The organism is Cyanobium gracile UHCC 0139 (genome assembly GCF_034931325.1).
Taxonomy (GTDB): domain Bacteria; phylum Cyanobacteriota; class Cyanobacteriia; order PCC-6307; family Cyanobiaceae; genus Cyanobium; species Cyanobium gracile_B.
Window position 1 is genome coordinate 264,807 of record NZ_JAYGHX010000003.1, and the last position, 21,219, is coordinate 286,025.

Annotated in this window: 23 protein-coding genes; 4 read left to right on the plus strand and 19 right to left on the minus strand. The window is 69.4% G+C overall.

Annotation, left to right across the window (positions count from 1 at the left end; genetic code table 11):
- The first annotated feature begins 648 nt into the window (after positions 1 to 648).
- Positions 649 to 1,560, plus strand: coding sequence for a 3-oxoacyl-[acyl-carrier-protein] synthase III C-terminal domain-containing protein (locus VB738_RS07495; protein WP_323305144.1), 912 nt, complete (start codon positions 649 to 651; stop codon positions 1,558 to 1,560).
- 86 nt (positions 1,561 to 1,646) lie between these two features.
- Here the strand turns inward: VB738_RS07495 and VB738_RS07500 are convergent, their stop codons facing one another.
- Positions 1,647 to 2,753: a methyltransferase gene (locus VB738_RS07500; RefSeq protein ID WP_323305145.1), complete on the minus strand. Its 1,107-nt coding sequence runs from the start codon at positions 2,751 to 2,753 to the stop codon at positions 1,647 to 1,649.
- Between the two features lie 368 nt (positions 2,754 to 3,121).
- On the opposite strand from VB738_RS07500, the gene VB738_RS07505 reads away from it, so the two are divergent.
- A complete protein-coding gene (locus VB738_RS07505) occupies positions 3,122 to 3,844 on the plus strand; it encodes a hypothetical protein (protein ID WP_323305146.1) in 723 nt (240 codons plus the stop codon).
- Positions 3,845 to 4,006: 162 nt separating this feature from the next.
- Here the strand turns inward: VB738_RS07505 and VB738_RS07510 are convergent, their stop codons facing one another.
- The 10 genes from VB738_RS07510 to VB738_RS07555 form a co-directional block, all read right to left on the minus strand.
- Positions 4,007 to 4,429, minus strand: a complete 423-nt coding sequence (locus tag VB738_RS07510; RefSeq protein ID WP_323305147.1) for a SufE family protein — start codon at positions 4,427 to 4,429, stop codon at positions 4,007 to 4,009.
- A gap of 17 nt (positions 4,430 to 4,446) precedes the next feature.
- The gene (locus VB738_RS07515) at positions 4,447 to 4,956 is read right to left on the minus strand and encodes a hypothetical protein (protein WP_323305148.1); all 510 of its coding nucleotides are present in this window, start codon (positions 4,954 to 4,956) and stop codon (positions 4,447 to 4,449) included.
- A 7-nt stretch (positions 4,957 to 4,963) separates the two neighbouring features.
- Positions 4,964 to 5,140 (minus strand): hypothetical protein, encoded by a 177-nt coding sequence (locus tag VB738_RS07520; protein WP_254948674.1) that lies wholly within the window; start codon positions 5,138 to 5,140, stop codon positions 4,964 to 4,966.
- Positions 5,141 to 5,209: 69 nt separating this feature from the next.
- Entirely contained in the window at positions 5,210 to 5,809 is a 600-nt protein-coding gene (locus tag VB738_RS07525; RefSeq protein WP_323305149.1) for a 5-formyltetrahydrofolate cyclo-ligase, read from the minus strand.
- On the minus strand, positions 5,806 to 6,288 hold the full coding sequence (gene ruvC, locus VB738_RS07530) for a crossover junction endodeoxyribonuclease RuvC (protein WP_323305150.1): 483 nt from the start codon (positions 6,286 to 6,288) through the stop codon (positions 5,806 to 5,808). The genes VB738_RS07525 and ruvC overlap by 4 nt, the downstream gene beginning before the upstream one ends.
- A gap of 10 nt (positions 6,289 to 6,298) precedes the next feature.
- Positions 6,299 to 7,384, minus strand: a complete 1,086-nt coding sequence (gene bchI, locus VB738_RS07535; RefSeq protein ID WP_323305151.1) for a magnesium chelatase ATPase subunit I — start codon at positions 7,382 to 7,384, stop codon at positions 6,299 to 6,301.
- On the minus strand, positions 7,381 to 8,862 hold the full coding sequence (locus tag VB738_RS07540) for a DUF3370 domain-containing protein (RefSeq protein ID WP_323305152.1): 1,482 nt from the start codon (positions 8,860 to 8,862) through the stop codon (positions 7,381 to 7,383). Before VB738_RS07540 ends, bchI begins: the two co-directional genes overlap by 4 nt.
- Entirely contained in the window at positions 8,862 to 9,923 is a 1,062-nt protein-coding gene (locus tag VB738_RS07545) for a serine hydrolase (protein WP_323305153.1), read from the minus strand. Before VB738_RS07545 ends, VB738_RS07540 begins: the two co-directional genes overlap by 1 nt.
- 30 nt (positions 9,924 to 9,953) lie before the next feature.
- Entirely contained in the window at positions 9,954 to 10,721 is a 768-nt protein-coding gene (locus tag VB738_RS07550; protein WP_323305154.1) for an RNA methyltransferase, read from the minus strand.
- Entirely contained in the window at positions 10,718 to 11,143 is a 426-nt protein-coding gene (locus tag VB738_RS07555; protein WP_323305155.1) for a cytochrome c, read from the minus strand. The genes VB738_RS07550 and VB738_RS07555 overlap by 4 nt, the downstream gene beginning before the upstream one ends.
- Before the next feature lie 75 nt (positions 11,144 to 11,218).
- Here VB738_RS07555 and petG point away from each other — a divergent pair, with 75 nt between their 5' ends.
- Positions 11,219 to 11,332 carry a cytochrome b6-f complex subunit V gene (petG, locus tag VB738_RS07560; protein WP_323305156.1) on the plus strand — a complete coding sequence of 38 codons (114 nt, stop codon included), beginning with the start codon at positions 11,219 to 11,221 and terminating at the stop codon, positions 11,330 to 11,332.
- 93 nt (positions 11,333 to 11,425) lie between these two features.
- Here petG and rsmD read toward each other — a convergent pair whose 3' ends face one another.
- The 7 genes from rsmD to VB738_RS07595 all read right to left on the minus strand — a co-directional run bounded on the left by rsmD (position 11,426) and on the right by VB738_RS07595 (position 17,416).
- The gene (gene rsmD, locus VB738_RS07565) at positions 11,426 to 12,025 is read right to left on the minus strand and encodes a 16S rRNA (guanine(966)-N(2))-methyltransferase RsmD (protein ID WP_323305157.1); all 600 of its coding nucleotides are present in this window, start codon (positions 12,023 to 12,025) and stop codon (positions 11,426 to 11,428) included.
- Positions 12,022 to 12,645, minus strand: a complete 624-nt coding sequence (gene hisH / locus VB738_RS07570; RefSeq protein ID WP_323305158.1) for an imidazole glycerol phosphate synthase subunit HisH — start codon at positions 12,643 to 12,645, stop codon at positions 12,022 to 12,024. The genes rsmD and hisH overlap by 4 nt, the downstream gene beginning before the upstream one ends.
- Entirely contained in the window at positions 12,642 to 13,616 is a 975-nt protein-coding gene (locus VB738_RS07575) for an LOG family protein (protein ID WP_323305159.1), read from the minus strand. The genes hisH and VB738_RS07575 overlap by 4 nt, the downstream gene beginning before the upstream one ends.
- Before the next feature lie 121 nt (positions 13,617 to 13,737).
- Positions 13,738 to 14,061, minus strand: coding sequence for a thioredoxin (gene trxA / locus VB738_RS07580; protein ID WP_015110798.1), 324 nt, complete (start codon positions 14,059 to 14,061; stop codon positions 13,738 to 13,740).
- Positions 14,062 to 14,312: 251 nt separating this feature from the next.
- The gene (locus VB738_RS07585) at positions 14,313 to 15,476 is read right to left on the minus strand and encodes a GuaB3 family IMP dehydrogenase-related protein (protein ID WP_094584827.1); all 1,164 of its coding nucleotides are present in this window, start codon (positions 15,474 to 15,476) and stop codon (positions 14,313 to 14,315) included.
- A gap of 72 nt (positions 15,477 to 15,548) precedes the next feature.
- Positions 15,549 to 16,190, minus strand: a complete 642-nt coding sequence (locus tag VB738_RS07590) for a CAAD domain-containing protein (protein ID WP_323305160.1) — start codon at positions 16,188 to 16,190, stop codon at positions 15,549 to 15,551.
- Between the two features lie 71 nt (positions 16,191 to 16,261).
- Positions 16,262 to 17,416: a homocysteine biosynthesis protein gene (locus tag VB738_RS07595; protein ID WP_323305161.1), complete on the minus strand. Its 1,155-nt coding sequence runs from the start codon at positions 17,414 to 17,416 to the stop codon at positions 16,262 to 16,264.
- A 33-nt stretch (positions 17,417 to 17,449) separates the two neighbouring features.
- Here VB738_RS07595 and gyrA point away from each other — a divergent pair, with 33 nt between their 5' ends.
- Entirely contained in the window at positions 17,450 to 20,149 is a 2,700-nt protein-coding gene (gene gyrA / locus VB738_RS07600) for a DNA gyrase subunit A (RefSeq protein WP_323305162.1), read from the plus strand.
- A 14-nt stretch (positions 20,150 to 20,163) separates the two neighbouring features.
- On the opposite strand, the gene VB738_RS07605 is transcribed toward gyrA, so the two are convergent.
- Entirely contained in the window at positions 20,164 to 21,210 is a 1,047-nt protein-coding gene (locus VB738_RS07605) for a hypothetical protein (protein WP_323305163.1), read from the minus strand.
- Positions 21,211 to 21,219 lie beyond the last annotated feature (9 nt).

Below are 21,219 nucleotides of genomic sequence, written 5' to 3' on the forward strand. Positions count from 1 at the left end.
AATGAAGGCAGTCAATCGAACAAAACAGGTCAGTTCACCTGCTTTCCTTTGTCGAGCTTGAATCTTCCATGAATCCGAGTGTCAGCAAAAGCTATGTCCTAAAGCAGGAGTGCCGAAATGAGAGCTAAGCCTTTACAAGCACCCCACGACGTTCAATTTGTGCCAATGAAGAAGCTGCACACTTGACGTTGCCACCAGCCCCGGAGACGATTGTTCACATTCTCGACGGGGGTTGTCGTTCACATGATCCGCCGATTCGGCAGTCCCAAGCAGCGATTTAGCTTCGTTCGTCAGCCCTCCCCCACCTTCCCCATGACCTTCACCCTCCCGCGGCCTCCCGTATCGTCCCCCGCTCGGCACCCCTCCCCCCGCAGCCAGCAGCGCACCGGCCGTACGGTGCCCGCCACCTGCAGGATCGGGGATTTCCGGATCGTGGACCCTCCCTTTGCCATTCCCCAGGAGAGGCTTCTCACGTTTCTGGTTGACATCTTCGCTCGGGCTGCCATCGCCCAAAGGGAACACACCAACATGGATTCCGCAAGGGCCCTGTACGCCAAATTGTTCGACCGCTTCGGCTGCAGCCCAAGGCTTCTTTCGCGTCGATTCACTTATACGGAGGATTTCCTTTTGCCACCCGAAGAATGGAAGGTGTTTGATCCTGAAGACCCTCTCAGCCTCGGGGGGTGGGGGCGCCGCCGCGAGGCCTTCAAAGACTTCACCCATCGGATCTTCAACGACCTGTTTGCCGGGCAGCAGACGAAGCCCTCGAACCTGCTGCACGTCACCTGCACCGCCTACGAATCCCCCAGCGCCCCCCAGCTGCTCGCCAGCTCTGAAGGGTGGACCGACACCACCGTCACTCAGGTGTATCACCACGGATGCCACGCCTCGGTCCCGGCCCTGCGGGTGGCCTCCGCTCTGGTGGCCGGTGCCATGGCCCAGGGCCGGCCAGAGGAGGCCATCGTGGATGTGGTCCATACGGAACTGCACACCCTGCATGCCGATCCCATCCGACGGACTCCGGATCAGATCGTCGGCCACAGCCTTTTTGGCGATGGCGTCATTGCCTACAAGCTCTGGTCGCCGGAGTCTTCCCACAGGGAACCCCGCCGTTCCTTTGAGCTGCTGGCCACCCACGAGTACATCATCCCCGATACGTCCGAGCTGATGCAGTGGAGCATCGTTGACAGCGGCATGCACATGATCCTGGACAAGGCCATCCCTGACCGAATCGCCGAACACGTCAACGTCTTCGTTCATGATCTGTTCAAGCGGGCGGGGCTGATGAAATCCCGCGACTTTCCCGACTCAGTTCTGGCGGTACACCCGGGTGGTCCCCGCATCCTCGACAAGGTCAGGGATGCCCTGAACGTTAAGGAGGAGCGGATGGCCTGGTCACGCCGGCTCCTGCTGGAGCGTGGAAACCTCTCCTCCGCCACCGCGCCTCACATCTGGGCCGACATCCTCTCGGATGACAGCATCCGATCTGGGACCCTCGTCACCACGATCGTGTTCGGCCCGGGACTGACGGCAGCCGGTGCCATCCTGCGGGTGCTCTGAACGCAGCAGAGTTTTCCATCATCAGCAGGAAAAATGAGTAAGTGGTTGGAGATTCTCCAACCACTTTTTTCATGCTCGGCAGGGGATCAGTCCTGCCGTTTTGCGATCAGGAGAACCTCGTCGCAGGGCAGGGGAACGTCTCGGAAGGCTCGGAAGCCACTGTCGGCTGCGAGCTGCTGAAGCGTCCGGGTGCTGTAAAAGCGTCCTTTCCCGCGGGCGAGGGCGAGAAAGTAGATGCCCATCAGGCTGTTGATCAGCGGGCCGCGGCCGTGGTCGGCGGTGACAGGAGTGAACACCACAAGTTTTCCCTTGGGCGCGAGGGCTTGGCGTGCCCTGGTGAGCAATCCGCGGATTTCCTCGGGCGAGAGGATGTCGATCACATGGGCACACAGGATGATGTCGTAGCCGCCAGGGAGCTGGTCCTGCAGCAGGTCGACGCCAACGGTGTGCAGTCGGGAAGCCTCGGGGTGGGCATCGAAGGTCCGGCGGGTCCGCTCGATCACCACCGGCAGATCCGCCACGGTGACGAGGGCCTGAGGATGGTGATTAACGATCGCCATGGCCAGGTCACCGTCGCCACCGCCAAGATCGAGGATCCGCAAGGGACCGGAGAACACACTGTGCCGGGCAACGGCCTCCCGGTTGATGCTGCTGTAGGCCCGCATGAACCTCGAGAATATCGGGCCATTGACGGGATCGCCCGCCACCGCGGCATAGAAATTCTGACGGTCGTGGCCGTAGAGCCTGCTGAGGCCCTCCGGTCGGCCATGGCGCACGCTGTCCTCCAGGGAGAGCAGGGCCGGGGCGATGACGGTGTCGGTGTAGTCGAGCCAGGTGCGCAGGAAGGTGTCCCGGCGGAGAAGCGGAGCGTACGCATGCCGCACCCTCCAACCCTGGCCGCTGCGGGAAAGCAGGCCGGCCCCGGCCAGGGCCTGCAGAAGGATGTCCACCCCATAGGGGGAGCAATGGCACAAGGCGGCCAGCTCCTTTTCGCTGCTGCCCGGGCGATCGATCAGGGCATCAAGGATTCCGGTATTGGCGGCCGCCACCAGGGATCGCTGGGCGAGGGTGCCGGAAATGGTTCGCTCCAGCGGAGCGGGATCCGCGACAAGCCGTTGCAGCAGTCGGCGCAGTCCCCCCGCCAGTGTGCGGGCGGGCTGGGCGGAGGCTGGTGTGATTGGAAGGGAAAGCATTCGGAAGGAGGGATCAGCAGCGGTGACAGCCTTGTCCGAGGAGGGACAGACTGAGCAGGGATGGAAGGAATGATGAATTAGCTCTTTCCACTGGCCTTATACTTGTCCGCTATGGCTTATGCAATCTAAGCTCTTCCAATTGTTGATAACTTAATGTCGATCGTGCCTTTTCTTCGACTTGCCTCGAGCCTTGCTGAGATCCGGTGGGGCACTTGCCGTTGGGGCGCCCGAGGTGGCAGCCGCAGCCAGTGCTGGCACCCCGGCAGCCCTCGGGACTGTTGCGGTTTTCGAACAGGCTTCTACAGGATCGGTTAAGGTCCCATTCATGCCCTACTATGCGGTGGCTTCGTGCATCGTGACTCCCCCCCATGGCACCTACTCTCCGGTCTCTCCTCAAAGGCAGAGGCACCCTGAAGTTCCTCCTCCCTCTGGCCGCCGTCTCAGGCGCCCTCACCTTCGGCGCCCCCTCCGCCCACGCCCTTCAGGTCGGCAACCTTGAATTCGCCGACGGCACCGGTGACTTCGCCAGCGAGGTGAACATCACCGATCCCACTGACACCTTCAGCGTTCTGTTCAACACCGGTGCCAACCCCCTGGCGCTGGTGAGCGGTGCCGGCGGTCTGTTCGTTCCCCCCTTCGCCCCGGCCCCTCCTTCGGCTGCCGTGGGTATTTCCTCGGCTCTGGCGGGTTTCACTTTCTTCGCTCCGGTGAATCCTTTCCAGGCCCTCTACACCCTGGATAACGACACCGCCTTCACCTTCTCCAACGGCGTCACGGTGGGGATCTTTGGTGGGGTCCAGTTCCTGGTGACCCAGGGCGGCACGGCCGTTCAGGTGGAAGTGACCCAGAACTTCGCCCCTGACCTCACCTCCTTCGTCACGGGTCTCCCTGGTGGTGCGGTGGTTGTCACCGCTGGTGCCTTCACCTTCAACGACACGATCCAGACCACGGGTGGTTCCTACTCCGCTCAGGTCAACGTGGCACGGGAGGACACCGTCCCTGGCCCCCTGCCCATCCTGGGTGCCGGCGTTGCCTTCGGCTATTCCCGTCGTCTGCGAAAGCGCGTCAAAACGGCCGCCGTTTCTGCTTGATCCGGCAGCCCACGTCGGGCCATCCACCCGGACTCTTCAGACCCTGCTCAATGAGCGGGGTCTTTTTTTGGATCCGAGTCGGAGTCGGGACTTCGTTCCAGGTGAAAAGCCTCAACGCTCTGCTAGGAACCCTCCATTGGCTTCAGGTGGAAGGCTCGGTTGTCAGGGAGCTGCTGCCAGCTGGCTCGCCTGCCCCTGCATGGTGCGCAGGATGTTGAGAAAGCCGTTGGCCCGCGAGGGCGTCAGGCTTGCCTGCAGGCCCGTCGCGGCGATGAAGGCGGGATCCAGGGCGGTGGCTTCGGCCGGCGTCAGGCCCTCCAACCCCTCGATCAGCAGGGCCAGCAGCCCCTTGGTGATCTGGGCATCGGAATCGCCGCGCCAGTGGAGCCGGCCCTCCTGCAGGCTGCCCACCACGTAGACCTGCGACACACACCCTTTCACCTTGAAGGCGTCCTGGCGCAGGTCGTCGGGAAAGGGCTCCAGCTTCTTGGCCAGCCACAGCACGTACTCGTAGCGGCGACGAGGGTCGCTGGTGCTCCCCAGCCGTTCCACGATCCGGTCGAGAGCGGGACTGCCGGTGGCCATGGACGGGGAGGAGGGAATCAGGACGGGCGGCGAAGCCTCAGCATCCCGGCCAGACCGGCCACGGCGAGCACGCCGAGGGGGGGCAAATAGGCCCATCCCTCCACACGAGGGTAGGGATCGGAGCGGCTCACCCGTGCGGGCGCAGCTGGGCTTGCCTCGGCCTCCGGCAGTTCGAGGTAATCGCGATGGCCCGGGCCCGCATCCACCTGCACCTCCCACTGGCGGCTGGCCTGGGGCGGCAGGGTGAAGACGATGCTGCCGTCGGCGCCGGTGCGCCCCAGTTCGATCGGGGTGCCCCCGTCGGGGGGGACGATCCGGACCGCAGCATCGCTGGCCGGCTGGCCACCGGAGAACTGGCTCTCCAGGCGAAGGGTCTCGGGGCCGGGGGCTGCCGCAGAGCGGTTCAGGGACTCGTTCAGTGTGGTGAGCCGCTCCAGGCTGCTCTCGATGGCGTGGGCGCGGACCTGCGAGGGGGCGACCACAAGACCGGCGAGGCTGATCAGCCCGGTGAACAGAAGGGGCTTCATCCGCGAATCAGGAGGCTTTCCAGCGACTATCGCTGCTTTTGCCCGCCTGCACCATCCTGGCGACCGAACTGACCATCATCGAGAGGGCGTCGCTCGAGGCGCCGCGGCTCTGGATCTCGGAGGTCATCACCCGCTCGGCAGCCGTCAGGGGACGGTTCTGGAGCGACGAGAGGATGGAATCCAAGGACGGCACGGATGCACTGCGCCGATCCTGGCAAACGATCGGGACCTTGGCTCGACGGCGGCCCCATCGTTAAGAGCTTGCAACCTTCCGCCGGCCCGCCGGCGTGAGATGGCAGTCACGCTCATCCATCCAGCCGTCGAAGGGGATGTCCCAGGGATCCCGGGGCAGGTCCGGGCTGACGCCGGCGGCGGGCAGCACCGCCAGGGCGGGCACCGCCGCCCAGCGCGGATCGGCCCGCAGCCGGTCGTACCAGCCGCCGCCGGAACCCAGCCGCAGACCACTGGGGGCCACGGCCAGGGCGGGCACCAGCAGCAGGGCCATGGCGGTGGGGTCGAGGTCGGGGCCCTGGGTCGGGGCCGGGATGCCGCAGGCATCGGCGGCCAGGGGATCGCCCGGTGCCCAGGGCCGGTACACCAGCTCGGTGCCGGCCACCGCCGGCAGGGCCAGCCGGCCGGCCCAGGCCGGGGCCAGGGGGCGCAGGTCGGGTTCGCTGCCGAGGGGCCAGTAGAGCCCCAGGCGGCCCGCCCGCCGCTCCAGCAGGGCTCCCAGATGCCGCTCGGCGGTCGCCAGGATCCCCGGGGCAGCCACAGCCAGGCACTGCCGCCGACGGCGGCGGAACAGGCGCCGCAGCTCCTGCTTGGAGCTGCCTTCGCCGGCGGGCGGGCTCACCGCTGAAACCAGCCGGTCAGCGCCACCGCCAGGGCGTCGGCGGCATCGTCGGGGCGGGGGGGGTGCTCCAGATCCAGCTCCCGCATCACCGCCGCCAGCACCTCGTCCTTTTCGGCGTGGCCCGACCCCGCCAGCGCCAGCTTGATCTGCATCGGCGGGTACTCCACCACCGGAATGGCGAAGCGCGCCAGGGTCATCATCACCACCCCCCGGGCCTGGACCACGGCAATGGTGGTGCTGGAGCGGTAAAAGAAGAACTTCTCCACCGCCGCCAACTCGGGCCGCCAGCGACGCACGATCACCCGCAGATCCCGGGCGATCTCCACCATGCGGTCGCCGTCGCTGCGGCCGGGTTCGGTGCGGATCATGCCGCAGTCGAGCAGGCGCTGGTGGCCGCCGCCCGCGGCGGAACGGCCTTCCACATCGATCACCCCGTAGCCGACGCGCGCCAGCCCCGGATCGATGCCAAGGATCCTCACACCGTGTTCCTCACCCCGCCAGGGCCAGCTGGAAGGCGGAGGGGTCACCGGCGGGGCGGTCGAACACCTTGCAGAACGTCTTCACCACCCGCTCGCCGGAGTCGATCTGCTCGAGGGGGTCCTTGCGCAGCCGGTGGCGCAGGCAGCAGGCCACCACCCGGGCCACGTCGTCGTCGCTCACCTCGACATGGCCCTCGAAGGCCGCCAGGGCCCGGGCGGCCCGGTTGGTGACGATGTCGCCCCGCAGTCCGTCCACGTCCAGCTCGCCGCAGACCGCCGAAATGCGGATGCGCAGGTCGTCGTCGATGGCCACCTGGGGTAGCCGCTCCTGGGCCTCCACCACCCGGGCCTGCAGGGCCTCCTGGGTGCTCTGCAGCCGGTCGCTGAAGCTGTCGGGATCGGCATCGAAGCTGGTGCGCTGATCCACCACCTGCACCCGCAGCTCCGGATCCCGCACGGTGCGCACCTCCACGCTCATGCCGAAGCGATCCAGCAGCTGGGGCCGCAGCTCACCCTCCTCCGGGTTGCCGGAGCCGATCAGCACGAAGCGGGCCGGGTGCCGCACCGACACGCCCTCCCGTTCCACCGTGTTCCAGCCCGAGGCGGCCGAATCCAGCAGCACGTCCACCAGGTGGTCGTCGAGCAGGTTCACCTCATCGACGTAGAGCAGGCCGCGGTTGGCCTTGGCCAGCAGCCCCGGCTCGAAGGCGCGCACGCCCTCGCTGAGGGCCTTCTCAATGTCGATCGTGCCGCAGAGGCGGTCTTCGGTGGCCCCCAGCGGCAGGTCGACCATCGGCACCTGGCGGGCCTCCACCGGCAGCTGTTCGCCCCGCTCGGCCCGCTGGCGCACCTCGCTGCTCTGCAGGTCGGGGTCGCTCGGCGAGCTGTTGTAGGGGTCCCCGGCCACCACGTCGATCGCCGGCAGCAGATCGGCGAGGGCCCGGATGGTGGTGGATTTGCCCGTGCCCCGGTCGCCCATGATCATCACCCCGCCGATGCGGGGATCGATCACATTGAGCAGCAGCGCCAGCTTCATCTCCTCCTGACCCACGATGGCGGTGAAGGGGAAGACCCTGCGCTTCCTGGTTGGCGTCACGGACGGCTTGCGGGCGGAGCCCCGGATTGTTTCACAGCCGCCCCTGGGGCCGCCCCCTGGCCTGCCCCCGGGGCCGCCGGCGTCGCCACCGGAATCAGCGACAGCACCTGGGGCGGTGTGGCGTCGGCCGGGTAGATCAGCCGCACCCGCAGCTGCCGTTCCTGGCCGGGGCGCAGGCTGACCGTGCCCAGGCGCGGACCCTCCTGGCCCGCCCGCAGCACCAGGTGGAAGCGGCGCCGACCCCCCGGGCCGCCCGCGTCGTTGTCGAGGCCGCTGACCTCCACGGTGCCCCGGAACATCACCGCCCGCGCCGGGGTGGTGTTGAAGCGCAGGCCCCCCAGGGGCTGGTCGGTCTTGATCGGCGATTCCAGGGCCACCGCGAGCTGCACCGGCCGGGGGGTGTCGTTGCGCAGCGGCAGGCTGAGGTCGTAGGTGACGCCGTAGTTGCCATGGGCCGCCCAGGCGGTGCCCGGGTAGAAGGCGCGCAGGGGAGCGGTCTGCACCTGGCCGGTGCCCAGGGTGCCCCGTTCCAGCGACGCGATCGGCCAGGAGATCGGGGCCCGGCTCACCGAGAGGGTCGTCCGCCCCGGATCGGTGATCCGTCCCACCCAGGCGCTGCCCTCCTGGACCCCGCTGACGCGGGAGTAGATCATCGGGCCCTTGGCCCCCCGGGGGCTGGGGCTGTGCTCCTTCGGGCTGAGACCGCCCTGCAGCAGGCGCTGCCAGACGGCGGGATCCGGCGGGCGATCAACGGGGCCGAAGGCCGCCAGGGTGGCCACGTCCACCGGACCGTCGCTGTTGAGGCGCAGCTGCAGGTTGAGGCCATTGAGCAGCGGATCGAGGCCGCGCACCGGCAGGGGCAGCACCATCAGGGTGCTCAGCTGTCCGGGCGGCAGCGTCCAACCCTCCGGCACCAGGGGGCTGCGCTGCCGGGCCAGAAGTTCGGTGGCCACCCGGCTGCCGGGGCCGGCCCAGATCGGGGTGCTGCCCTGCTCCATCAGGGCCGGCAGGGGCAGGAAGGGGGCCGAGGGCTGGTCGGGGTTCACCGACTGGGACAGGGCGGTGGAGCCCGCCACGGTCCGCAGCTTGACCGGGACGCTGCCCCGCGGGGCCGCCACCACCGCCAGCCACAGGGTGGAGTCGAGGCTTTCGGGGGTGCCGGCGTAGATGTGATGGCTGAACAGCTCGAAGGGGCCGCTGACGGCGGCGTTCAGGTGTGCCGCCGGCACGCCCAGGGGCCGGCCGTCGTAACCCCGCTGGCCATCGAAGGTGGACAGCAGGATGCCGGGCCCCTTGATCACCTCGGGGTTGTTGTCGTTCACCATCGGCACGGCGTCCAGCCGGCCGGGCAGGGGCGCCACCGTGCCCGGGCGCAGCACCGGCGGTGTCGGGGCGGGCTGCGGCTGCGCGAGCAGCGGTCCGCCCAGGGCAACGAGCCCAAGAGCGGGAAGAACCAGGGCGCGGATGGAGGCGTTCATCAGCGTTTGACGAGGGTTTTGGTGACGGCCCCGGCCATCGCACGGATCAGCTCGGCGGAGCGGGGATCGTTGAAGGGCCCCTTGACCATCACGGCCAGGACGGCCCGCTGGCCGTTGGGCAGCTGGATCAGGGCGGTGTCGGAGTAGGCGATGCCGATGTCGCCGGTCTTGTTGTAAACGGTGATGCCCTCCGGCAGCAGCTCGCTGTCGGGATCGGAGGAGTCCTTGCCGAGCCCCATCAGCAGCCCGAGGGGGATCAGGGTGTTGGTGCGGGACGTGGCCATGATCTCGCGGAACAGGTCACGGGCCCGGGGTGTGAGCTTGTCGCCGGTGTCCACCAGGGCGATGGAGCGGGCCAGATCCCGGGAGCTGGTGGTGTTGGTGCCGTCGAGGTCGGGCAGCCAATTGTTCACCGCCGTGGCCGTCAGGCCAAGGCTGCGGAAGCGGGTGTTGAGGGCGGTCTTGCCGCCCAGGCGGCGGATCAGCAGGTTGGTGGCGGTGTTGTCACTCACCCGGATCATCTCCGTGGCGGCCTCGAAGAAGGGGAAGCGGGTGCCCAGGGGCTTGTTGGCCATCCAGCCGGCGCCGCCGCCCACCACCTCCTTGGTGAGCGGCATGGGCTCGTTCCAGCGCAGCTTGCCGCCATCGAGATCCTCCAGGCCGACGAGCAGGATCGGCACCTTGATGGAGCTGGCCGCCGACAGGGGCAGGTCCGGCTGCAGCTGGGCGAAGCGACCGTCGTCGAGGACCAGCAGGAAGCCACTGGCGGTCAGCCCCTTCTGGGCTGCGGCCAGCCGGGCCCACTGCTGGCTGAGCCCGACGAGTTCCTGGCGCGGTTCGAACCGCCCCAGGGCCATGGGCCCCGTGCCGGGTCTCTTCGCCGCCGGTGCGGCTGGGGCTGGTGTGCCGAGCGCCCCCTGGACGAGGCGCGGCGCCATCAGCTTCAGGGCGGTGCCCACGATCACCCCCAGACCCACCCCGAGCACGATCAGCCGCAGCACCAGCCCCACGGGGCGGAGCCAGGGGTTGCTGCGGGGACGGGATGGACGGCCAGCGCTCACGGAAGCAGGACGTTGGGGCGATGTCCGACGCTAGTGGTCCTGGGAAGAAGGGAAAGGGCGACGGCTCGCCCAGCGCAACTGGCACACCATGCCCCGCAGCAGGGCCACCTCCGGGCCACTCACCTGAGCTCGCTGCAGCAGGGCCCGCAGCTTGGCCATCCGGGCGGCGGTGGTGTGGGGCAGCAGGAAGCCCACCTCCAGCAGCAGCTCCGTGGCGTCAGCGAGCATGGCCTCGATTACCCCCCGGGGGCAGGGGTCTGCCACGGCGGCAGCCGGCGGGGCCGGTGGGGCCGGAGGTTGCCCCTGGGCCAGAGCCCGATGCTCGACGCGGTGTAGATCGTGCAGCACCACCGCCACGGCATGGGAGAGGTTGAGGGAGCCGTGGGGGGTGGGGGTGGGAATCTGCAGCAGCCGGCCGGCCTGCAGCAGTTCGTCGTTGCTCAGCCCCCGGTCCTCCCGGCCGAACACCAGGGCCGACGGCAGGGCCCGCTCGCCCGCCAGCAGCCAGGCCAGGGCGTCCTCGGGGTCCTCCAGGGGCAGGGGTTCCCCCTCCGGACGGCCACTGGCCGCCACCACCCGTCCGCAGTCCGCCAGGGCGGCGGCCAGGGTGGGAAAGACGGTGGCCCGCTGCAGCAGGGGCAGCCCCTTCACGGCCATCAGGCGGGCCTCCTCGCCGAGGGGATCGCAGCGGGGGGCCACCAGGCGCAGATCGTTGATGGCGTAGCTGCGGCAGAGCCGGGCCACGCTGCCCACGTTCAGGGGCCCGGCCGTTTCCACCAGGACCAGCTTGGGGCTCAAGGCAGGGAGTGCAGAAAGGCCAGCAGATCGGCCATGGCCTGGGGTTCGGGCTGGAAGCTGGGCATCGGCGGTGTCCGGCCGCTGACCACCTGCTGGATCAGCTGGCGATCGTTCTTGCGCCGGTCGACGCCGTGAAGATCGGGGCCCACCAGCCCCTGGGCGGCCAGCCCGTGGCACCCGGCGCAATTGAGCCGGAACAGGCGGCCCCCATCGGTGGACGAGCCGGTGAGCTCAAGGGTCTGGCGGGTGTAGGGATCGCTGCGGGCCGCCGGCAGCAGCACCACCACCAGCAGGATGCAGGCCACCGCTGCCAGCGTCGCCAGGGCCGCCACCAGGCTGCGGCGCTGGACGGGAGCCTGTTCACCCCCGGCGGGGGTAGAGGGCGTCGCGGTGGCCGGGGTGGTGGAGGACGGGCTGATCACAGTGCTGAGGTGGGGCTCGCGATGCCGGCGGGGGTCGTGGAAGAATTGTGCATCGCCAGAACCGACGGACCCTCCATGATCGAACCCCTCCTCTGCGGCATCGTGCTTGGACTGATCCCCGTGACGCTCGTGGGTCTGTTTGTGGCGGCCTGGAACCAGTACCGCCGGGGAAGCGCCCTGGGGAGCTGAGCGTTCGTTTGAACACACCCTAGCCAGTCCGGCTGCCCCAGACAGGGCGCCGCGGTCCGGAACCCTGTCTCCGCCCCATTTCAGGTCGGCCAGCTAGTCCCAACCGGCTGCGGTGTCCTTGCCTGGGCCGCCGCCGGCCTCCTCCAGCAGCACCACCGTGCTGCCGCCGTAGCGGCGCTGATCGCGACATTGCCATCCAGGCGGAGGTTCCGGTACCCCATCGCTGGCGCATTCCCACACCAGAATCCCCCCGGGGGCCAGCCAGCCGCCCCTGAGCACCGCCGCCGCGATCGGGGCGTACAGGCCGGCGGCGTAGGGGGGGTCGGCGTAGATCAGATCGAAGACGCTGGGGTCGGTGCGGCCCAGCCAGCGGAGCACCTCATCGCCGTCCACCCGGCAGCGGGGGGCGGCCTCCGGTGCAGCCGAGCGGCCCTGCCGCACCAGGTCCAGATTGGCCCGGGCCACTGCGGCGATGCGGCGATCCCGCTCCACGGCCACCACCTCGGAGGCGCCGCGCTGCAGGGCCTCGCAGGCCATCACGCCGCTGCCGCAGCAGAGATCCAGCCAGCGGCTGCCGGGAACCCTGGCCGCCAGCAGGTTCATCACCGCCAGCCGCACCCGGGCGGCGGTGGGCCGGGCGGTGCTGCCGGGGGGGCTCTGCAGTCGGCGCCCGCCGCTCAGCCGCAGCGTCACAGGGAGCCGACCCAGTCGAGCCAGCGGCGCAGCATCGCTTCGCCCACGGGCCCGGATTTTTCCGGGTGGAACTGGCAGGCGGCGATGGTCCCCTGCCAGACCGCCGCCGTCACCGGGGTGCCGCCGTAGTCGACGAGGGCCGCCGTGGCCGTGGCCTCGGCCGGCTCGGCGGCGAAGGAGTGCACGAAATAGACCCAGGCCTCGGGCGTGGCGGCCGGCAGCAGGGGGCTGTCGGCCGCCGGGATCAGGGGGGCCCAGCCCATGTGGGGCAGGGGGTGGCCCGCCAGCCGCGGCAGGGAGCGAACGCGGCCGGCCAGCAGGCCCAGTCCTTCCGCTCGGCCCTCTTCGCTGGTTTCGAACAGCAGCTGAAGGCCCAGGCAGATCCCCAGCAGCGGGCGGCCGCTGGCGCAGGAGCGGCGCAGGGCCGGCTCCAGCCCGGCCGAGCGCAGCCGCTCCATGGCCGGATCGAAGGCGCCCACGCCCGGCAGCACCAGGGCGTCGCAGGCCCCCAGGTCCGCTGGGCCATGCACGCTCACCAGCTCGGCACCGAGCCGCGCAAAGGTGCGCTGCACCGAATGGAGGTTGCCCATGCCGTAGTCGATCAGGCCGATGCGGCTCATGGCTGGCTGACGCTCGGGACTCGTTCGGCCGGATGCTCCAGGGCCGGTGAGGCCGGCAGGTGGAGGCCGTTGAGGTGGTCGATGAACTGATAGAGCCGGCCGACGCGGCGTTTGTCGAAGCGGAGCCACAGGCACGGCCGCAGCAGACCGTTGTCGTCGACGCCCTCACCGGTCTGGATGGCGCCCTCCTCCAGCAGGTCGGCGAAGCGGCGGTTCAGCTCCGGCAGCAGGCTGCGGGGCACCTCGGCGTTGAGCAGCAGTTCGATGCGGTCCTGCCCCAGCTGGGCGCTGTGGAACACCCGGTAGAACCGGCAAATGTGGGCCACGGCCTCTTGGGCACCGGAGGCTTCCACCATCAGATCCACGTCTTCCGGGGAGATCAGGCCCCGGGTGGCGAGCTCCTGGTGCACGTTGCGCTTCCAGACCTTCCAGAAATCGTCGCCCTCCGGCGAGAGCAGCACCAGGGGAATCGGCGACGTACGTCCGGTCTGGATGAGGGTGAGGCACTCGAACAGTTCATCGAGAGTGCCGAATCCCCCGGGCATCACCACGAGGGCATCACTCTCCATCAGGAAGAAAAGTTTGCGGGTGAAGAAGTAGCGGAAGTAGAGGAGGCGCCCGTCGCAGGCGCTCACGTAGGGGTTGGGATGCTGCTCGAAGGGCAGATCCACGTTCAGCCCGATGCTGTGCTCGCAACCCGCGCCGCTGTTGGCGCCCTCCATGACACCGGCCCCGGCTCCTGTCATCACCTCAAAACCGGCCTCCACCGCCTGCCGGGCGACGGCCTCGGCCAGCTGGTAGCAGGGATCATCGCGGCGGGTGCGGGCGGAGCCGAAGACGCTGATCTTGCGGGCGCTGCGCCTGGGGCGGAACACCTCCAGGGCCTCGCTGATATCGGCCAGACAGCCGGCGATCAGGCGCCACTCCTCCTCCTCCTTCTCCTGGCGCGCCACCTGCAGCAGGGACACCACGGCACGCTCGATCTGGCGGCGCTGAGGGTGGCCGCGCAGGGCTTCGGCGAGGGCCTGCAGGGGACTGATGCCCGCCGCCGGCGGAGGATTCGGGGGGAGAGGCGGCGTCAGCGGAGCGGCGTCAGAGGTATTTGGAGATGGTCCCGGAGAGGGTGTTCTTGGGGACGGCACCCACCACGGTGTCGACCTTCTGGCCACCCTTGAAGAGCATCAGGGTGGGAATGCTGCGGATGCCGTACTGGCTGGCGACGTTGGGATTCTCGTCGGTGTTCAGCTTGTAGACGCGGATCTTGCCTTCGTATTCCTTGGCGATCTCATCGACGATCGGCGCCACCATGCGGCAGGGGCCACACCAGGGTGCCCAGAAATCGACCAGCACGGGCACATCACTCTTGAGCACGTCTTGCTCGAAGGAGGCGTCGGTGACGGCAGCGGCGCTGGACATTCCTTGCAGACTCGGGATGTAGTGAATCTAGCAACCGGGTTCGGCTGCCCTTCCCGGGAATGGGACCAGCGTTGCAGGCCGTAGCGGAAACCGTTGCCTCGGCCAAGCGGCCGCGGGGAAACGGCGGGGGAAGACAAAAAGCCCGGACACGCCGGGCCGGGGGGTGTGAGGAGTGTGCGAGCCGGAGCCCCCACATGCAGAGGTTAGCCCCCATCTCGCCTTGAGGCCGTGGCGTCCAGACCTGGGACGGCCTACTTGCCCATGCCCAGCTGCTGGGCCTTCTGGTACACCTTTCCTTCGGTCAGCAGGGACGGAGCCACCACCACCTCCACCTCACGCATCTCCTTGAGGGTGCGGGCCCCCAGGGTGCCCATGGAGGTGCGGATGCAGCCGAGCAGGTTCTGGGTGCCGTCGTCGAGGCCGGCCGGGCCGCGCAGGATCTTCTCCAGGCTGCCGGTGGTGCCCACCTTGATGCGGGTGCCCCGTGGCAGCACCGGGCTGGGGGTGGCCATGCCCCAGTGGAAGCCGCGGCCGGGAGCTTCGGCGGCCCGGGCGATGGGGGAGCCGATCATCACCGCATCGGCCCCGCAGGCCAGGCACTTGCAGATGTCCCCGCCGGTGACGATGCCGCCATCGGCCACCACCGGCACATAGCGACCACTCTCCCGTTCGTAGTCGTCCCGGGCGGCGGCGCAGTCGGCCACGGCCGTGGCCTGGGGAATGCCGACGCCGAGCACCCCCCGGGACGTGCAGGCGGCGCCGGGGCCGATGCCCACCATCACCCCGGCGGCCCCCGCACGCATCAGCTGCAGGGTGACGTCGTAGGTGACGCAGTTGCCGATCACCACCGGCACACCGAGGTCGCGGCAGAGGGCGGCCAGGTCGAGGGTCTGGCGGCCTTCGGGGCCGATGTGCTCGGTGGAGACCACGGTGGCCTGCACGAAGAAGAGGTCGGCGCCCGATTCCGCCACCGCCGCCCCGAAGCGCAGGGCGGCCACCGGAGTGGCGCTCACGGCGGCGATGCCGCCGCCCGCCTTGATCTCGGCGATCCGCTGACGCACCAGGTCCTCGCGGACCGGCTGGCTGTAGAGCTCCTGCATCAGGCCCACGAACTCCTCGCGGCCCACCGAGGCGATCTTCTCCAGGACCGGTTCGGGATCGTCATAGCGGCACTGGACGCCTTCGAGGTTGAGGACTCCGAGCGCCCCCAGACGGGTGAGCTCGATGCACATGCCCACGTCCACCACCCCGTCCATGGCGCTGGCGATGATCGGGATCTCCCGCTGGATCCCCCCCAGGCTCCAGCTGCTGTCGGTCACCTCGGGATCGACGGTGCGACCACCCGGGACCAGAGCGATCTCATCGATGCCATAGGCGCGGCGTACGGTCCGGGAGCGACCGAGCTGAATGTTCACCGTTGGACGGACACAGTGGGCACAAACTATCAACCGGTCCGCGACGGCCCCGGCGCGAGCCTGTGCTCAGGATCACTCCCGGCCGCGGAAGTCGTTCCAGCGGCGGCTCCAGTCGGCGAAGACCTGGTCCCGGTCGCTCTTGCGCACCAGCCGGGTGGCGGTGAACCGGAGCGCGGCGATCAGGCCCACCAGTTCCAGCAGGCCGCCCACCAGGGGCAGGCTGTCCAGGGTGCCGATCAGGGACGCGTAGACCCGCAGCAGCAGCACCACACCGATCAGGATCGCCAGCCCCTTGAGGGGGCCACGGAAGCGCTGCCACTGGGCCTGCAGTTCGCCGCTGCCGAGCCAGTCCTTGATCTTCTGCAGCAGCAGCTCGAACTCGCCGCCGCCCTCGCCGTCCGTCTCGGCGGAGCCCTCCAGGGGGGGCACCTCCAGGGTGGCGGTGATGCCGGGTTCCGGCTCGCTCCCCGGGGTGGGCACCGGCGCCGGGATCTCGCTGTCGGCTTCGGCCAGGGGCTCGAAACCGGCCGAGATCGGTTCCGGTTCCGGCTCGGGAGCCACGTCGAACGGCTCAGGGGCCGGGTGTTCCGACTCAGGGGTCGTGGCGTCCGGCATTGTCACGGCCGGTTCCGTCTCCCACGGCTGCGCCGAAGGTCCGTTCTCCTGGGGCTCGGGGCTGGAGGGGGGCTCGGGGCTGAAGGGGGTCTCGGCCATGGCAGGCGCCGGAAGCTCACGGCGGAGCTTACGGCCCTTTTCCCCCGTCGCCCGGGAGGTGTGCAGGCAGTTCAGCTGTCGAGCGGAATCAGCCCGCCGCGGCCGGAGAGGGGCCGGACCGGCAGGCGCAGCGGAAAGCGGTCCTCCACCAGCCAGGTGATCAGCTCGGCGCCGATCGCCTCCGCCAGCCGGGGGCTGTGGGCCGGAGCGGCGGTGACGCGGCGCCCCTCCACCTGGATCCGGCCGGATCGGAGCCGGGCGTAGCTGACTGAACCGAGGCGGGGCCGCAGGCGGCGCGGTATGGAGACATCCAGCACCGGCGCCTCCAGGTCCTCGTTGCCGCAGGCGGCCTGGCGGGCCACCGCTTCGTTGATCAGGGGGATCGGCGCCGCCAGGCCCACCAGCAGGGCGGCGCCGTGGCCCTCGAAGAAGCAGGGCCGCAGCCATTCGGGCCGCAGGCCATGCAGATCCACGCTCACCGCCGCCACCGCCCCGGGGCTGAGGGCGTGGCCGGCGGCCGAGCGGGGCACGCTGGGCTGGTGGCCGCTGCCGCTGCCCACCACCCAGCCGATGGCCCCCGCCACCAGCACGGGTGATCCCGGCCCCAGCAGCGCCAGCCCCGGCATGGTCAGGCCGATGCTGCCGGCACCGCCGCAGCTGTGCAGGGCATTGCCGAACGGTCCCAGCACGGGGCCCCAGGGGCTGCGCAGCACCCCTTCGGCACTGCTCACGGCCACCAGGCCATTCTCGGTGATGCCCCGGTGCAGCAGCAGCCGGCCGGAGCCGATCCGCTCCAGATCCAGCTGGGCCTGCAGGTCCCGGCGGGGGTGCAGGGCGGTGATCTCTCCGGAGGCGGTGAGGGTCACGGTCCCGCCCCGCAGCAGCCGGTCGAGCAGGTGGGCCCCCGCCTGCCGCTGGGCTTCCCCGAGCCCACCGCCGATGGGCAGCACCAGGTCGCCACCGCCGCCGCCGCTCTGGGCGCCGAAGGATTCCAGCTGGGCGTCCCGGAAGCGGATCGGGGGATCGCTGGGGCCGATGTTGAGGTGCAGGCTGGCCTGATCGGTGAATTCGGCATTGGCCGCCACCACCACGTCGGTGGCCGCGTAGGCCTCCGCCAGCCCGGCTTCGGCCACCAGCCGGCGGAAGTCGGCGGCGGCCCGCACCCGCAGCAGACCCTTGCGCTGGCGCTGGCGCAGGGCCGATTCACTCCGGGCCGGCAGGGTCATCGATAGAGTGGGTTGTGCCCCATACGGTCTTGCATGGCGGATCCAACCGGACCCGGTGAATCCGACGGACGGATCATCCAGACCGACCTGCGCAATGAGATGTCGCGCTCCTACCTGGAGTATGCGATGAGCGTGATCGTGGGCCGGGCCCTGCCCGATGCCCGCGACGGCCTCAAGCCAGTGCACCGGCGCATCCTCTACGCGATGTACGAGCTCGGCCTCACGAGCGATCGGCCCTACCGGAAATGCGCCCGCGTGGTGGGGGAGGTGCTCGGCAAGTACCACCCCCACGGCGACACGGCCGTCTACGACGCCCTGGTGCGCATGGCCCAGGACTTCTCCATGCGGATGCCCCTGATCGACGGGCACGGCAACTTCGGCTCGGTCGACAACGATCCGCCGGCCGCCATGCGGTACACGGAATCGCGCCTGCAGGCCCTGACCACCGACAGCCTGCTCGAGGACATCGAAGCCGAGACCGTCGACTACATCGACAACTTCGACGGCTCCCAGCAGGAACCCACCGTGATGCCGGCCCGGGTGCCGCATCTGCTGCTCAATGGCTCCTCCGGCATCGCCGTGGGGATGGCCACCAACATCCCCCCCCACAACCTCACCGAACTGATCGACGGGCTGCTGGCCCTGATCGACGATCCAGAGATCGAGGATCGCGCCCTGATGGCGATCATCCCCGGCCCCGATTTCCCCACCGGCGGCCAGATCCTCGGCCGCCGCGGCATCCGCGAGACCTACACCACAGGCCGCGGTTCGATCACCATGCGCGGCGTGGCCTCCATCGAAACCGTGGAAGCCAAGGGCCGCCCCGACCGGGATGCGGTGATCATCACCGAACTCCCCTACCAGACCAACAAGGCCTCCCTGATCGAGCGCATCGCCGAGCTGGTCAACGACAAGAAGCTCGAGGGCATCGCCGACATCCGCGACGAAAGCGATCGCGACGGCATGCGCATCGTGATCGAACTGCGGCGCGACGCCTACCCCCAGGTGGTGCTGAACAACCTGTTCAAGCTGACACCGCTGCAGAACAACTTCAGCGCCTACATGCTGGCCCTGGTGAAGGGCGAACCGGTGCTGCTCACCCTCGGCAGGATGCTGCGGGTGTTCCTCGAGTTCCGCATCGAGACGATCGAGCGGCGCACCCGCTACTTCCTGCGCAAGGCGGAGGAGCGCGACCACATCCTGCAGGGTCTGCTGCTCGCCCTCGACCAGCTCGATCCGATCATCGCCCTGATCCGGGCCGCCCCCGACACCGCCACCGCCCGGGCCCAGCTGCAGGAGCGCCATGGCCTGAGCGAGATCCAGGCCGACGCCATCCTGCAGATGCAGCTGCGGCGGCTCACGGCCCTGGAGGCCGACAAGATCCGGCTCGAGCACGACGACCTCGTCGCCAAGATCGCCGACTACAAGGACATCCTCGGCCGCCGGGAGCGGGTGCTGGGGCTGATCCAGGAGGAGCTCCAGGTGCTCCGCGCCCGTTACGACTCCCCCCGCCGCACCGAGATCCTCGATCTCGAGGGCGGGCTGGAGGACATCGATCTGATCGCCAACGAGCGCTCGGTGGTGCTGCTCACCGAGAACGGCTATCTCAAGCGGATGCCGGTGAGCGAGTTCGAGGCCACCAGCCGCGGCACCCGCGGCAAGGCCGGCACCCGCAGCCAGGGCGAGGAGGCGGTGAAGCTGTTCATCAGCTGCAACGACCACGACGCCCTGCTGCTGTTCAGTGACCGGGGCGTGGTGTATTCGATTCCCGCCTACCGGGTGCCGATCTGCAGCCGTTCCGCCAAGGGCACGCCGATCGTGCAGCTGCTGCCGATTCCCCGCGAGGAGGCCATCACCTCCCTGCTGGCGGTGAGCGCCTTCGACGACGACGTCCAGCTGGTGATGCTCACCAGCGGCGGCTATATCAAGCGCACCCGGTTGTCGGCCTTCAGCAACATCCGCTCCAACGGCCTGATCGCCATCTCCCTCGAGGACGGTGACGCCCTGCGCTGGGTGCGGCTGGCCCTGCCCGGTGACAGCGTGCTGATCGGTTCCCTCAAGGGGATGACGATCCATTTCCGCCTCAGTGACGAGGAGCTCCGCCCCCTGGGCCGCACCGCCCGTGGCGTGCGGGCCATGAACCTGCGGCCCGGCGACGAGCTGGTGAGCATGGATGTGCTCACGGCGGAACTGGCGGACCGCGTCGCCAGCACGGCCGAACTCGGCGCCGACGAGGAGGAGGGTGACGAGGTCGTCCCCAGTGAGGGTCCCTGGGTGCTGGTGGCCAGCGCCAGTGGCCTCGGCAAGCGGGTGCCGGTGGATCAGTTCCGGCTGCAGCGCCGCGCCGGCATGGGCCTGCGGGCGATCAAGTTCCGTCGCGACGGCGACGTGCTGGTGGGCCTCAAGGTGCTTGGGGCCGGCGAGGAGCTGCTACTGGTGAGTGAGCGGGGGGTGATCGTGCGCATGAAGGCCGACGCCATTCCCCAGCAGTCCCGGGCGGCCACCGGGGTGCGACTGCAGAAGCTGGATGCCGGGGATCGCCTCACCGAGGTGGTGCTGGTGCCGCCGGCCGCCGAGGAGGAGGAGCTGGCCGACGGGGCGGCGGTGGACACCGTTGAGCCCATCGCCGGTGCTTCACCGGAAGACGCGCCCACGGCGGACGCCCCCGGGGCCCCGGCCGGCCAGGACTCCACCGACGCTGAGCTCACCGACCCTGATCCCACCGACGACTGAGTCCCCACGGAGGCTCAGCGCTGGCCAAGGGCCCAGAGCAGCAGCACCCCGTAGCCGGCCAGGCTGGCCAGCTGCAGGCCCAGCTCCAGCCGTTCGATCCGACGTTCGAGCGGTGGGCGCTCCGGGCCATCGTCCAGGCTGGCGACGCGATCCAGCCGGTTGGCGCACCAGATGAACTCGCAGAAGAACACCAGGGTCACCAGGTAGGAAAAGGCGTACAGCCCGTCGAGCACGGTGAGATAGGGCAGGGAGGGCAGGGAGTCGCGGTAGGCCTGCTGCATGAACACCAGCGTCAGCAGGATCACCGGCGGGATCGCCAGGCGCTCGGAGCTGAAGCTGGCCCGCAGGTTGGGGGTCAGCAGCATCACCACCATCGTGATCGTGAGGGGCAGCAGCCACTTCACCAGCGCCGCCCAGCCGATCGGGTCGTAGAGCAGCTCCATTTCCACACCGCCGCGTCTGGGGAACAGGCGCCAGCTGCGCAGCCGGTAGCCATTCATGTTGCTGCGGCGGCTGACGCCGGAGGCGGCGCTGTCGGCCTCCAGCCGGATCCTGGGCGGGTCGGCGATCGCCGCCGGGAAGCTGGGATCGGCCACCAGACGGATCTGCAGGGGCAAGGTACCGAAGGGGTAACCCCGGTAGTCGATCTCATCGGAGTAGAAGTTGCCGTTGAAGCGGTAGTCGCGGCCGAGATCCGCCCCCAGCCGCAGCGGACCGCTGCTGGCCTCCAGCAGCGAGTCCCAGGGCTCCACGAGATTCTGGAAGCGCACCAGCGAGAGGGGATCCACGCCGGCCGCCAGCCACCGCCCCATCACCGCCGCCGGTGCCGACAGCCGCAGCGTCCCCTCGACGCTGAAGGTCTTCTCCTTCGAGGAGAAGCGGTAGACGTTGTCCACCGCCATGGCGACCCGGATCGTCACTCCGGAGGGCTTCACCACCGGTGGCGGCGTCGGCACCCCCGCTCTCGGCAGGGCGGATCCCGGACCCGTCAGCAGGGCCAGGATCAGGAGCAGGCCCAGGCAGGCCAGCGTTGCCAGCCGCCGGCCGCCGACGCCGCGCATGGCCGTGGT

Bases quoted from the DNA above. Each gene is read 5' to 3' on its own strand.
- VB738_RS07510 (WP_323305147.1), bottom strand. From the start codon at position 4,429: ATGGCCACCGGCAGTCCCGCTCTCGACCGGATCGTGGAACGGCTGGGG.
- VB738_RS07515 (WP_323305148.1), bottom strand. From the start codon at position 4,956: ATGAAGCCCCTTCTGTTCACCGGGCTGATCAGCCTCGCCGGTCTTGTG.
- VB738_RS07595 (WP_323305161.1), bottom strand. From the start codon at position 17,416: ATGACCCTGCCGGCCCGGAGTGAATCGGCCCTGCGCCAGCGCCAGCGC.
- hisH (WP_323305158.1), bottom strand. From the start codon at position 12,645: ATGAGCCGCATCGGCCTGATCGACTACGGCATGGGCAACCTCCATTCG.
- trxA (WP_015110798.1), bottom strand. From the start codon at position 14,061: ATGTCCAGCGCCGCTGCCGTCACCGACGCCTCCTTCGAGCAAGACGTG.
- VB738_RS07505 (WP_323305146.1), top strand. From the start codon at position 3,122: ATGGCACCTACTCTCCGGTCTCTCCTCAAAGGCAGAGGCACCCTGAAG.
- VB738_RS07590 (WP_323305160.1), bottom strand. From the start codon at position 16,190: ATGGCCGAGACCCCCTTCAGCCCCGAGCCCCCCTCCAGCCCCGAGCCC.
- petG (WP_323305156.1), top strand. From the start codon at position 11,219: ATGATCGAACCCCTCCTCTGCGGCATCGTGCTTGGACTGATCCCCGTG.
- VB738_RS07540 (WP_323305152.1), bottom strand. From the start codon at position 8,862: ATGAACGCCTCCATCCGCGCCCTGGTTCTTCCCGCTCTTGGGCTCGTT.
- VB738_RS07500 (WP_323305145.1), bottom strand. From the start codon at position 2,753: ATGCTTTCCCTTCCAATCACACCAGCCTCCGCCCAGCCCGCCCGCACA.
- VB738_RS07605 (WP_323305163.1), bottom strand. From the start codon at position 21,210: ATGCGCGGCGTCGGCGGCCGGCGGCTGGCAACGCTGGCCTGCCTGGGC.
- gyrA (WP_323305162.1), top strand. From the start codon at position 17,450: ATGGCGGATCCAACCGGACCCGGTGAATCCGACGGACGGATCATCCAG.